This window comes from Mycobacterium sp. NGS69, from assembly GCF_059812165.1.
The window spans coordinates 16,836-29,331 of the sequence record NZ_JCALCD010000005.1 but is presented as its reverse complement, the minus strand read 5'-3'; the positions used below and the strand labels follow the sequence as shown (position 1 = coordinate 29,331).

At 68.4% G+C, this 12,496-nt stretch carries 12 protein-coding genes; 1 reads left to right on the top strand and 11 read right to left on the bottom strand.

The features are described 5' to 3' along the window. Window position 1: 1 nt before the first annotated feature. From AC5Y2S_RS16100 to AC5Y2S_RS16050, 11 genes are all read right to left on the bottom strand, one after another. The gene (locus tag AC5Y2S_RS16100; RefSeq protein ID WP_499957100.1) at window positions 2–1,135 is read right to left on the bottom strand and encodes a PPE family protein; all 1,134 of its coding nucleotides are present in this window, start codon (window positions 1,133–1,135) and stop codon (window positions 2–4) included. A gap of 241 nt (window positions 1,136–1,376) precedes the next feature. Next, entirely contained in the window at window positions 1,377–3,137 is a 1,761-nt protein-coding gene (locus tag AC5Y2S_RS16095; protein WP_499957099.1) for a PE family protein, read from the bottom strand. A 244-nt stretch (window positions 3,138–3,381) separates the two neighbouring features. Beyond that, window positions 3,382–4,098, bottom strand: a complete 717-nt coding sequence (locus AC5Y2S_RS16090) for a DinB family protein (RefSeq protein WP_499957098.1) — start codon at window positions 4,096–4,098, stop codon at window positions 3,382–3,384. A gap of 84 nt (window positions 4,099–4,182) precedes the next feature. Next, a complete protein-coding gene (locus AC5Y2S_RS16085; RefSeq protein WP_499957097.1) occupies window positions 4,183–4,347 on the bottom strand; it encodes a hypothetical protein in 165 nt (54 codons plus the stop codon). 212 nt (window positions 4,348–4,559) lie between these two features. Next, entirely contained in the window at window positions 4,560–5,369 is an 810-nt protein-coding gene (locus AC5Y2S_RS16080) for an SDR family NAD(P)-dependent oxidoreductase (RefSeq protein WP_499957096.1), read from the bottom strand. 99 nt (window positions 5,370–5,468) lie between these two features. Further along, window positions 5,469–6,143: a TetR/AcrR family transcriptional regulator gene (locus AC5Y2S_RS16075; protein ID WP_499957095.1), complete on the bottom strand. Its 675-nt coding sequence runs from the start codon at window positions 6,141–6,143 to the stop codon at window positions 5,469–5,471. After that, window positions 6,136–7,389: a cytochrome P450 gene (locus AC5Y2S_RS16070; RefSeq protein ID WP_499957094.1), complete on the bottom strand. Its 1,254-nt coding sequence runs from the start codon at window positions 7,387–7,389 to the stop codon at window positions 6,136–6,138. The genes AC5Y2S_RS16075 and AC5Y2S_RS16070 overlap by 8 nt, the downstream gene beginning before the upstream one ends. Window positions 7,390–7,681: 292 nt before the next feature. Further along, window positions 7,682–7,825, bottom strand: a complete 144-nt coding sequence (locus AC5Y2S_RS16065; RefSeq protein WP_499957093.1) for a hypothetical protein — start codon at window positions 7,823–7,825, stop codon at window positions 7,682–7,684. Window positions 7,826–7,865: 40 nt separating this feature from the next. Beyond that, the gene (locus AC5Y2S_RS16060) at window positions 7,866–8,705 is read right to left on the bottom strand and encodes a pseudouridine synthase (protein ID WP_499957092.1); all 840 of its coding nucleotides are present in this window, start codon (window positions 8,703–8,705) and stop codon (window positions 7,866–7,868) included. 7 nt (window positions 8,706–8,712) lie between these two features. Continuing rightward, window positions 8,713–10,437, bottom strand: a complete 1,725-nt coding sequence (locus AC5Y2S_RS16055; RefSeq protein WP_499957091.1) for a glycerol-3-phosphate dehydrogenase/oxidase — start codon at window positions 10,435–10,437, stop codon at window positions 8,713–8,715. Between the two features lie 56 nt (window positions 10,438–10,493). Next, window positions 10,494–11,909 (bottom strand): NAD(P)H-quinone dehydrogenase, encoded by a 1,416-nt coding sequence (locus tag AC5Y2S_RS16050; protein WP_499957090.1) that lies wholly within the window; start codon window positions 11,907–11,909, stop codon window positions 10,494–10,496. Between the two features lie 84 nt (window positions 11,910–11,993). Here AC5Y2S_RS16050 and AC5Y2S_RS16045 point away from each other — a divergent pair, with 84 nt between their 5' ends. After that, window positions 11,994–12,473 (top strand): gamma-glutamylcyclotransferase family protein, encoded by a 480-nt coding sequence (locus AC5Y2S_RS16045; RefSeq protein ID WP_499957089.1) that lies wholly within the window; start codon window positions 11,994–11,996, stop codon window positions 12,471–12,473. Window positions 12,474–12,496: the final 23 nt, after the last annotated feature.

Sequence of the window (12,496 nt, the reverse complement as noted above, 5' to 3'; positions counted from 1 at the left end):
TTCATCCGGCCGATGGCGGTGTGCGGATCACTTTGCCCTTGACCTCTGCGCCCACCTGGAGGTCTTCGAGCTTGGTCTGCTTGCGCTTGCGCCAACCGCTGCCCGCCGAGACCGGCGGGGGCATCAGCGGCGGAAGCATGCCGAACCCGGCGTCGGCGCCGTCGAGCGGCGACGCCGCCGAGGCGAGTTGGACCGGTGTCTGCGCGGCCGGCAGCAGCCCGACCACGGCGGGCGGCGCGGTCAGCTTGCCCATCGACACGCCGACGGCCATCGCCCCGGTGGGCGCCGATCCGAGCGACCGGACCGCGTTGGACAAGCTCGCCCCCGCCGCTCCCAGTGCCGACTCCCCCTCGGAGAGGCCCTGGCCGATGTCGCCGCCCACGCTCTGCAGCGCCTGGGCCGACGTGCTCTGCGCGAGGTAGCTGAGCAGGTTGATGGGGAACCCGGACGAGATGAACTGGTTGGCGTAGGTGTTCGCCAGCCCGAACCAGCCGGCGTTCGGGTCGAAGCCGAAGGGGGTGCTGAGGACGTTCGTCAGGAAATCACCGATCTGGGACGCCGGCGTGGCGGCGGCGGTGGACGTGGCCGTGGCCTGCGCTGCCGTCCCGGCCGGATCGGTGATCGCCGGCGGGGTGGTGAACTGCTGCAGGTCGAGCGCCTGCGCCGTCGCCGTCTGATAGCGCGTCAGCGCCGCGGAGTTGGTCGCCCACATGGCCTGGTACTGCTCTTCGGTCGCGGCGATCGCCGGAAGGTTGCGACCGAACCCGTTGGTGGCTATCAGCTGTGCCAGCCGCGTCCGGTTGGCGGTCACCGTTGCGGGCAGGACCACGGCCGACTGGGCGGCGGTGAACGCCGTCGCGGCGGTCTGCGTCGAGGAGGCCAGCTGCTGGGCCTGCTGGGCGGTGTCCCGCAGCCAGGTGAGGTAGGGCTGGACGGCCTGAACCATCGCCGCGGCGGACGGGCCGTCCCAGGAGTCCACCAGCGAAGACAGCACCGATGTATAGGTGCTTACCGAGCTGTCCAGCTCGTTGCCGACGCGCTGCCAGGCGGCCGACGCCTCGATCAGCGAGCCCGCCCCCGGACCGGTATGGACGAGCGCCGAGGTGACCTCTGGCGGCAGCGCTAAAAAGTCCATGACATCTCACATCCCTTATTCGGGAAACCATCCAGCAAAGTTGCGCTGACTGCGCCGCGACCAACGCGGAAACATTGCACGTCGACGCGTTTAACGTGCGGCCGGGGTCCTGCCCCGTTCACGTACCGCATGACACGAACAATACCGCTGGCGCTGGTCAGCGAAGAATTCCCCGCACGAGGCCGTCGGCCTTTTCGGGCAGCTAGGGGGCCGGTTTGAGGGCCACCGGCGTTGGTCGGTGCTAGGGACCGCCGCCGGTGCCGCCGTGGCCGCCGAGCAGGAGGGTGATCGGGGTGCCGAAGGCGCTGGCGAGGCCACCGCCGCCCCCACCGCCGATGCCGGCGGTGCCGCCCACGCCGCCGGGTGGTGACGGCAGGGCAGTACCGCCGGCCGTGCCGGCAGTGCCGCCTTGACCGGCACCGCTGTCGCCGCCGCCCGTTCCGCCGGTGCCGCCGGTGCCGCCGGTGATTCCGCCGCCGCCGCCACCCCCGCCCTCGCCCGAGGCGATGGTGCCTGCGGTCCCGACGACCGTCGCGCCGCCGCCGCCACCGCCCCCGCCGGTCGGGTTGCCCTGACCGGACTGGCCCAGGGCGCCAGCGGCCGACTCGTTACCGAAGACGGCGGCGGCACCGCCTCCACCGCCACCACCGGGGCCACCGGTGGCACCGGCGGGACCGCCGCCATCGCCGCCGCCACCGCCGCCGGCCGACGCGGTGGTGGTGGCGCCCACGGCATCGGCGTTCCCGCCGGCGCCACCGCGACCGCCGGTGCCGCCGGGACCACCGCCCGTGCTGTTGCCGCCGGCGCCGCCGCCCCCGCCAGCCCCACCGGACGCGCCGGCATCGGGGGCATGGACGATGGCCACACCACCGGCCCCGCCGTTGCCGCCGGCGCCGCCGATGACCCCGGTGCCGCCACGGCCGCCGGTGCCGCCGTCGCCCCCGTTGAACGCGGCGGCGCCGCTACCAACGGTGAAGTTGGCGAAGCCGCCGTCGCCGCCCCGGCCCCCGGTGCCGCCGATGCCGCCGGGGCTGTTGCCGCCAGCGCCGCCGTTGCCGCCGGTGCCGGCCGTGCCGGTGGCGCTCGAGGCGCCCGCGCCGCCGCCCGTGCCGCCGTTGCCGCCGGTGCCCCCCGTCCCGGCGTGGCCGACCAGCAGCGCGTGGTTGGCGCCACCGTCCCCACCGGCGCCGCCGGGCCCGCCGTGCCCGCCGTTCACGGATGAGGCCCCGCCAAGCCCGCCGGTACCACCGGCCCCGCCGGCCCCGGCCTGACCGCCGAACAGGTGCATGTTGGCGCCGCCGGCCCCGCCGTTGCCACCGGTCCCACCGGTCGCGCCGGTCGGGCCGACCACCAAACCGGCGGACCCGCCGTTGCCGCCTCTCCCGCCGGCGCCGCCGTTACCGCCGCCGAGCAGCCCGTTGGCCCCACCATTGCCACCGTTGCCGCCGCTTGCGCCCGTGCCGGCGAGGGCGTTACCGCCGGCCCCGCCGTTGCCGCCGTGGCCCCACAGGCCCGCCGACCCCCCGTTCCCGCCGTTTTGGCCCGTCGCACCGTTAGCGCCGTTGCCGCCGCTGCCGACCAAGATGCCGCCATCCCCGCCGTTGCCCCCGGGCGTGGTCGCGTTGGCGCCGTCGCCGATCAGCGGGCGATTCAACAGCAGCTCGGTGGGCGCGTTGATCGCGCCCAGCACGTCTTGCTCGATCGTTTGCAGCGGCGAGGCGTTGGCCGCCTCGGTCAGCGAATACGCGTTCCCCGCACCGCTCAAGGCGCGCACGAACTCGCCATGAAGCGCCGCCGCCCGCGCACTCAACGACTGGAAGGCCCGGGCATGGCCGGAAAACAGCGACGCGATCGCCGCCGACACCTCGTCATCAGCGGCGGCCATGACCGCGGTGGTTGGGGCCACCGCCGCCACATTCGCGGCGGTCACCGCCGAGCCGATGTTTGACAGGTCCGTTGCCGCCCGAGCCAAGAACTCGGGGGCCGCCACCACATACGACATCGCTGCCCTCCCGCCACGTCGTTGACATCTCGATGAATTGGACGAGTTGAGGGAGGTAAAAGTTCACGCCGGTTCCGGCCGATAGTTCAGGGGTCCGGCAAACGTTCAAGCCGTCAGAGGTGGGGCGGGTCACCGTCGGGAACTGCGGCGCACCACCCGGCTCGTTGAGGTCAGGATCAAGGCGCCGTCGCGCACGCTTTTAACCCACCTCAATCCCGAAGAGGTCCGCGCGGCCCCGACCTAGTTAGAGGTTCGGCAGATCAGCGAGAACCACCGCCAAACGCGGATCGGACACTTCAATCCTTCCGAAGAAGGCCAGGAGCAACTCGTCGGGTTCCGCGTCGATCGGCTCGTCACCGGCAGGTAGGGATCCGGAGGATGCCACGAATTCGACAGTGTCGTCTTCTCCCAGATGCACCCGATGCCGGGTCGAGGTCTTGCTCTCAACCTGCCGATTCATCGACTCAGCAGGGCCACGAATTGCCATGGATGCCGCCGCGGCCGGTATCGCCCAATCGTCTCCGGTTGCAGCGGCGATGTCGTAGCCGTGGACGAGCAGCTCGCACAAGATCCATCGCGCCCCACCGCCGGCAGAGATCGTTGATCCACCGTGGAAGGGATACAAACGGTCGAAGTCGACTTTGGGGTAGACGTGGTCGATCACTGCACGCAGATTTGCCTCGAGCCGGTCGGCGATATCGTTGATATCTCGGTCGGTGTACTCCGAGAGGCAGGTCGCATTCAGCTCGGCAACCCCCTCGTTTGTGGCGGCGCGTCGACGATCGCCAAGCAGCCTGCCGAGCACGGTTACCACGTGCGCCGCAGTCTCCACGGCCGTCCAGGCAAGCCCGGGCACCCGTCGCGCGGCGCGATCGGCATCGAGCCCCCGGACGATCGAGACGAGCCGCTTCCCACTGTCATCCAGCGCGGCGAGGATGTCGGCTTTGGTCGCCTGTTGCACCCGCCAAGCGTACGGCGGGCCAGTACTCGGATTTCGCGGCCAACGGCCGGTACCTTTCGGTGTTCCTGGTAGGTTGACCCGCGGTCAAAATGGCGGCGGTTCGTCGTCGTCGCGACCGGGCGGGGCGACCCCAAAGTAGCTGGGCCACTCGACTTTGCGGGCCAGGCGGGTCTCGCGGTTGTGGCGGCGTTCGGTTGCCACCCGGTAGGCGCGGTCTTGGGCGCGGGTGCGGCGGCGTCGGGGCATCATCGCGGCGCGTTGGTCACAGTAATCGAGCGGCGGTTCCGCTTCGGGGGTCGGGAAGACACCGCCGACCCCGCGACACAAACCGGGCAACAGCAACGCACTGCCCGGGGTGGTGACATAGGTGCGCCCGGCCGGGGTGGCCTGCCGAAAGATTACCCACCGTACCGGCCCACGCGAGTTTTAGAACCGGGTGTGCCTAGCCATAAGACAGCAGATCAGGCGGCGGTGGACTGCATCCGACGTTTTTGCCTAATCATGGCTTTTGCGACGAGCATCGACAACGCGGGCGAGAACCGCTCCAGGTACCAGAATGCCTTCCACCACGTCGGCAAGACAATGATCGCGTCTCCCTGCAACACGGCACGAAGGGCGCGCTCGGCGAACCGTTCGGGTTTTGACGTTTCTAGAAAGCGTTCTATTGGTCCTGGTGCCATCCCCCGATGTCTCTCCGTTAGCACCATCGGAGTCGAGACCATGCCAGGACACAGCACAGACACCTGCACGCCATGGCGATCGGCCTCGATGCGCAACGACTTGGAGATCCCGACAACGGCGTGCTTGGTGGCGGCGTAGCTGGCCGGCACTGCGCCGGTGGCGAGACCGGCGATCGAGGCTGTGTTCACGATGTGGCCGGAGTGCTGCCCGATCATGATCGGATAGACCGCCTGGATGCCGTGCACCACACCGCGCAGGTTCACATCGAACACGTCGTTCCAGTCATCGAGCGTGTACGAGTCGACCTCACCGTCGACCAAAATGCCTGCGTTGTTAAACAGGTAGTCGATCCGCCCGGACTGCCCTACCGCCTCGGCGACGGCACGCTCAAACGATGGGTAGCTGCGCACATCCAGCTCAATCGCGTGCGCCTTTGCGCCACCCCTGGCGAGGCGTTTCGCCAGATCCTGCGCGGCGCCGATCTGACGATCGGCAATCCAGACCTCGGCGCCCCCGTCGACCAACTTGGCCGCCAACGCGGCGCCAATGCCGGACGCCCCGCCGGTAACGAACGCAACCTTCCCCGACACGCTCGATGCCGTTGACGAAGGATAATCGCTCGCCCTTGCAGGGTAATTGCAAGCCTGTCCGTCAGATAGTGGCACCGTCGGCGGCCTCTCGTCCGAAGTTCACGATTCAGCGCACCTTTCCGGCTCGATGTGCTCGTCCGATGATGCGTGCCGTTCGTGGACCGGCAACGACGTCATCCGTGGATAGAGGATCGCTGGACCGAGCCATCGGGCAACGAAGCGGCGTAGTGTGAGGCCTTCGCGTGGCGGCTGCCCAGGATCGGTCAGAATGGACTGCACAGTGCGCAAGGTCATTTCAGCAAGCTCACGGAGCGCAGCGGTGTCGAAGCCGTGAAGCTTCCAATCGACATCGAAGCGGTGGAAGGCCGACAAGCAGAAAATGATCGCTGTGTCGGAGGTGAGCGAGGTGGCAGCTTCGCCCTCAGGTGGCCGGGTGAGCAAGCTTTCCAACTGTGGATCGCCGGTGAGGTTCTCGACCGCGAACGAGATTACTTCGACGATCGCAGTGACCGGGTCATTGAGGCCGCTGACGTGGTCAACACCTTGGTCGATGAAACCGTTGACCGCACGCATTGCGCTGGCAATGAGCAGCGCGTCGGCGTTGGGAAAATATCGGTACACCGTCTGACGAGTGACTCCGAGCCTTCGGGCGACGTCGGCAAGTCGTAGCGCCGGTCCGTGTTCAGCGATCACGTCGTCTACCGCATCCAGAATGCGGGCGATTGCCTCCTCATCCGAGGCGGGTGTGACACCCGCCCAGCCGCGACTACGCATCCGCTGCCACAAGCATTTCGCTGTCGAACTCGATCTCAAGCGTCGTCGGGCCGGTCATACCGAGCAGAGATTTCCACGGCGCAGGAGCGATGCGATGGGGTGCGGTGAGACGTCGGGTGAGGACTATGAGTGCTTCCGCCAATTCCCGGCGTGCGAGGTTCGCCCCAAGGCAATAGTGCGCACCACCACCGAAAGTCAGAATCGCAGGTGAGTCGTTGCGGGCGATGTCGAAGCGATCGGCATCGTCATAAATCGCTGGATCACGGTTGGCCGCAAAGGTGTTCACGACGACCAAGGTCCCCGCCGGGAACGTGTAACCACCGAACTCGGCATCCTCTGTGGCGGCTCGCACCGCGATACAGACCGCGGGCGAGTGCCGCATGCTCTCCTCAACCGCCTGCATCGCAAGCTCTGGTTGCTCACCGAGCTTCGCCCATTGATCCGGATGCTCGCACAGCACCTGCACCGACGCGGCCAGTTGGTTTCGCGTCGTGTCCGTCCCCGCCATCAAGAAGCCAGCCACCAGCATGCGCAGTTCATCCAGATTGAGCCTGTCGCCCTCGCTTTCGGCGAGTATGAGCTCAGACAACAGATCATCAGTCAGATGCCTCCGGCGTGCGGCGACCATGTCATCGACGTAGGCGTCCAGTTCGCTCCACGACCGCATGATCGCGGCTTCATCGAAGGTGACGTCGGGCTGAAAGTTGAAAGCCTTGAAGATTTGGTCGGTCCACTGTGCGAAAAGATGCCAGTCTTCCCGAGGCGCACCGATCAGCGCACACATGATCGGGGTGGGATAGGGCCGCGCGATGTCGGTCACCACGTCGCAACGACCCTCCTCTACTACTTGATCGATCAGCTCGTTCACCACCTCATGAATCGTGTCTTGTAAAGGTGACGTCGCGCGGGGAGTGAACGCCCTGGACACCAGCTTGCGTAAGCGAGTATGTGGCGGACCTTCGAGACCGAGAAGGCTGCTCATCAGCTTGTCGTATAGCGGACCTGAGGTGACGCCCTGCGCTGCCAGTGTGAGTCCGGGTGGCAACCGAAACCTGCTGTCGCGCAGGATATCCCGAGCCAAATCGTAAGCCAGTATTTCCGGACCGAGAGGGCCAATGGCAATGGGCGCACACGATTGCGCAGTTCGCACGTCTTCGAGAATGTCCTGCGGAGTGGCGGCAAAGTCGTAGCTGAACGTGGGAAGGCCAGCTTCGAAGACGCTGGGAGCGGCAGTGTTCACGTTCATCGCGATGTCTCAGCTTCCACTAGGCCCTCGTTGCGAGCGTTCCCGACATACTTTCTAGAAGCGTATGACCATCACCTCAGACTAGTCAATGAGTAGCATATTTATGCCGTTAGGACAATGTGCCGCCTACGCTGATCATACAATTCATGTGGATACGTCCGTATTGCGAGCAGCAGTTCTAGCGAAGGGATCTAGCCGCAAGACACCGCCGAAGCGAACACAGCACTGGATACGGACTAGCACTGATCGAGTCTGAGTGGACCTTGAATTGACGAGCGTGTGAGCGTATCGACTAGTTCCCTGGGCACCAGGTGAAGTGGTTGAGCGGCGCGGGGGCGGGCAAGGCTTGAGCGGTACCTGCGGCGAGGCCGACGCCGGCCGCCGCGAGCCCGCCCGACAGGAGCGCCCCGGCAACGGCCTTCCTAAGTGAATGCATGACGGAAGGCTAGAGACGGCCGCATGCGAAATTCTTGCGGTTAAGGACCCAGCCGCCCGCTGACGAATTCGCGGCGCACCCCGGACAGCGGGTCGTCGAACGCGATGCGCTGCGCCAGCAACCGCAGCGGCGTGCTGAAGTCGTCGGGGGCCACGTCAATGATGTTGGGGTACAAGGGATCACCCTCGATCGGCACGCCGAGCGAGGCCATGTGCACCCGCAACTGATGGGTGCGTCCGGTGCGCGGCGTCAGCCGGTACACGCCGTCGGCCAACAGCTCCACCACCGTCTCCGCGTTCGGCACACCGGGCTCGCAAGAGGCCTGTAAAACCCCGCGGCGCTTGATGATTCGGCTGCGCACCACCCGCGGCCACTCCAAAGAGGGGTCGACGGCGGCCCGCGCCAAATACGTCTTGCGAACCAATCCCCGGGAAAACAACGTCTGGTAGGCGCCGCGCACCTCCCGCCGGGTCGTAAAGAGCAGCACCCCGGCCGTGAGCCGGTCGAGCCGATGCGCCGGGCTCAGCTCGGGCAAATCGAGTTCGCGGCGCAGCCGCACCAGCGCGGTCTGCGCGACGTGGCGCCCCCTGGGCATGGTGGCCAAAAAGTGCGGCTTGTCGACGACGACGATGTCGCCATCTTGATGCAGGACCGGGATGCCGAAGGGCACCGGCACCTCTTCGCGCAGCTCGCGATACAGGTAGACGAACGAACCCGCCGGTAGCACCGTCGTCTCGCCAACCGGGGTGCCGTCGGCGTCGACAACCTCGCCGGCCGGCGCGCCGAACCGGGCGGTCAGCTCGGCCAGCACCGGGCCGCCGCGCAGCCGCACCCGTGCCGGGCCGAGCCCGTCGCGCACGGGAAGGGGCGCCGGCCTCACCGGAGACTCAACTGAGCGGCACCGGCTCGAGGATTTCGGCGCGCGCCTCGGGCGCGCTGGCCCGCAATTCGTCCGCCGACACGTCGTCGGGCTGGGCCTGCGAGAGGATTTCGGCCTCCACCCGCGCCGTGTAATTGGCGACCTCGCGGTCGACGTCCGCGGCGGACCACCCCAGCACGGGCGCGACCACGTCGGCGACCTCGCGGGCGCAGTCGACGCCGCGGTGCGAGTACTCGATGGAGATGCGCATCCGGCGGGCCAGGATGTCCTCCAGATGCAGCGCACCCTCGGTGGTGACGGCGTAGAGGGCCTCCACCCGCAGGTATCCCGGCGCCTCCTTGATCGGGCTGAGCAGGTCGGGGGTCTCGGCCGCCAGCTCCAGGACCTCGCCGATCAGCGAGCCGTAGCGGTCCAGCAGGTGGCGCACCCGGTACGGGTGCAGACCCTTCAGCGTGCCGACGTGCTCGACCTGGTTGACCAGCGCGAAGTACCCGTCGGCGCCCAGCAGGCTCACCTTCTCGGTGATCGACGGCGCCACCCGGGCCGGGACGAACTGGGCCGCGGCGTCGATCGCGTCGGCGGCCATCACGCGGTAGGTGGTGTACTTCCCGCCGGCGATCGCGACCAGCCCGGGCGCCGGCACGGCCACGGCGTGCTCGCGGGACAGCTTGGAGGTTTCCTCGCTCTCCCCCGCCAGCAGCGGGCGCAGCCCGGCGTACACGCCGTCGATGTCGGCGTGCGTCAGCGGTGTGGCCAGCACGGTGTTGACGGTGCCCAGGATGTAGTCGATGTCGGCCTTGGTGGCCGCGGGGTGGGCCAGGTCGAGGTTCCAGTCGGTGTCGGTGGTGCCGATGATCCAGTGGCCGCCCCACGGTATGACGAACATCACCGACTTCTCGGTGCGCAGGATGATCGCGACGTCGCTGACGATGCGGTCCCGCGGCACCACGACGTGCACGCCCTTGGACGCGCGCACCTGAAACCGCCCGCGCTGCTTGGACAGCGCCTGGATCTCGTCAGTCCACACCCCGGTGGCGTTGACGACGACGTGGCCGCGGACCTCGGTGATCGCACCGTCCTCGGAGTCGCGAACCCGCACGCCGGTCACCCGATCGCCCTCGCGCAGCAACGCGACCACCTGGGTGGACGATCGCACCACCGCGCCGTAGTGCGCCGCGGTGCGCGCGACCGTCATGGTGTGACGGGCGTCGTCGACGACGGTGTCGTAGTAGCGGATCCCGCCGATCAGCGACGCCCGCTTGAGGCCGGGGCTCAACCGCAGGGCGCCCGCCCGGGTCAAATGCTTTTGCGCGGGAACGGATTTCGCGCCGCCCAGGCGGTCGTAGAGGAAGATGCCCGCCGCGGTGTAGGGGCGTTCCCAGACGCGATGGGTCAGCGGGAACAGGAACGGCATCGGCTTGACCAGGTGCGGCGCCAGCTTGGTCAGCGACAGCTCCCGCTCGTACAGCGCCTCGCGGACCAGCCCGAATTCCAGCTGCTCGAGGTAACGCAGCCCGCCGTGGAACATCTTCGACGACCGGCTCGACGTGCCCGACGCGAAATCGCGGGCCTCCACCAGCGCCACCTTCAGCCCGCGCGTGGCGGCGTCCAGCGCGCACCCCGAGCCCACCACGCCGCCGCCGATGACCACCACGTCGAACTGCTCGGCGCCCAGCCGCTCCCAGGCCAGCGTGCGTTGCTGCGGTCCCAGCGCGTCGATCGGGTCGCTCACTGCGGGGGCTCCTGTCCGGTTACTCGTCGGTAGGCGTGCGGTTCCCAGGCTAAGCCCTAATCGAGATCGTCGTGGGCCATCAGCCGGCGCGCGGCCTCGGTGATCGAGCCGGACAGCGACGGGTAAACGGCCAGCGTCTGCGCCAGCTCGTTGACCGTGATGCGGTTCTGTACCGCCACGGCGATCGGCAGGATCAGCTCGGAGGCGATCGGCGCCACCACGACGCCGCCGATCACCACACCGGTGGACCGCCGGCAGAAGACCTTGACGAAGCCCTGCCGCAGGCCCGACATCTTGGCCCGCGCGTTGGTGCGCAGCGGCAGCATGATGGTCCGCGCCGACACCGAACCGTCGTCGATCATTGATTGCGGCACCCCGACCGCGGCGATCTCGGGCCGGGTGAACACCGTCGCGGCGACCGTGCGCAACCGGATCGGGCTGACGCCCTCCCCCAGCGCGTGATACATCGCTATCCGGCCCTGCATGGCCGCGACCGACGCCAACAGCAGCAGCCCGGTGCAGTCGCCGGCGGCATAGATGCCGGGCACCGAGGTGCGTGAAACCCGGTCGACGGTCAGGTAATTGCCGGGTCCCAGCTCGATGCCGACCCGCTCCAGGCCCAGGCCGCCGGTGTTGGGAACCGACCCGATGGTCATCAGGGCGTGGCTGCCCTCGACGGTGCGGCCGTCGGTCATCGTGACCAGCACCCCGGCGTCGGTGCGGGTGACCGACTCGGCGCGCGCGTTCTTGAACAGCTGCACCCCGCGTTCGGCGAACGACTCTTCGAGCACCAGCGCGGCGTCGGCGTCCTCGTACGGCAGCACCCGGTCGCGGCTGGCCGCCACCGACACGCGCACGCCCAGCTCGGTGTAGGCGTGCACGAATTCGGCGCCGGTCACCCCGGAGCCCACCACGATCAGGTGCCCGGGCAGCGCCTCGAGGTCGTAGAGCTGCCGCCAGGTCAGGATCCGCTCGCCGTCCGGCTTGGCGGTCGGCAGGATCCGCGGGCTGGCGCCGGTGGCGATCAGCACGACGTCGGCCTCGTGCTCGCTGGTGGTGCCGTCGGAATGGGTCGCCTTGATGCGGTGCTTGGCCAGCCCGGGCGTGGGGTCGACGAGCTCGCCGCGGCCCGCGACCACCTCGACGCCCACGGCCAGCAGCTGCGCGGTGATGTCCGCCGACTGCTCGGTGGCCAGCCGTTTGACCCGGGCGTGGATCTGCGGCAACGAGATCTTGGCGTCCTCGAAGTCGATGTCGAAGCCCAGCCGCGGCGCCCGGCGCAGCTCGGTGCGCAGCCCGGTGGAGGCGATGAACGTCTTGGACGGCACGCAGTCGTCCAGCACGGCCGCCCCGCCGATGCCGTCGGAGTCGATGACGGTGACGTGAGCCGTATCGGGATGGGAGGTCGCGGCGACGAGCGCGGCTTCGTATCCGGCCGGACCTCCCCCGAGGATGACGATGCGGGTCACCACGGCCCCTAACCTATCGGGACGGCCGGGACCCCGCGAATCGCTCGGGTGAATACCGCGCGAGCAGGCGACGTCTAAGCTTTCCCCGTGCCGCTCTACGCCGCGTACGGGTCGAACATGGATCCCGAGCAGATGCTCAAGCGCGCGCCGCACTCGCCGATGGCCGGAACTGGCTGGTTACACGGGTGGCGGTTGACGTTCGGTGGCGAGGACATCGGCTGGGAAGGGGCCCTGGCGACGATCGTCGAGGACCCCCAGTCGAAGGTGTTCGTCGTGCTTTACGACATGACGCCGGCCGACGAGACCAACCTCGACCGGTGGGAGGGCTCCGAGTTCGGCGTCCACAAGAAGATCCGGTGCCGGGTGGAGCGCATCTCGTCGGACACCACTACCGACCCCGCGCTGGCGTGGCTGTACGTGCTGGACGCCTGGGAGGGCGGCCTGCCGTCGGCGCGCTACCTCGGCGTGATGGCCGACGCGGCCGAAATCGCCGGCGCGCCGGAGGATTACGTGCACGATCTGCGAACCCGCCCGGCGCACAACATCGGCCCGGGAACCGGCGGCTGACTCCCCTTCCGCCGAGCGCGCTC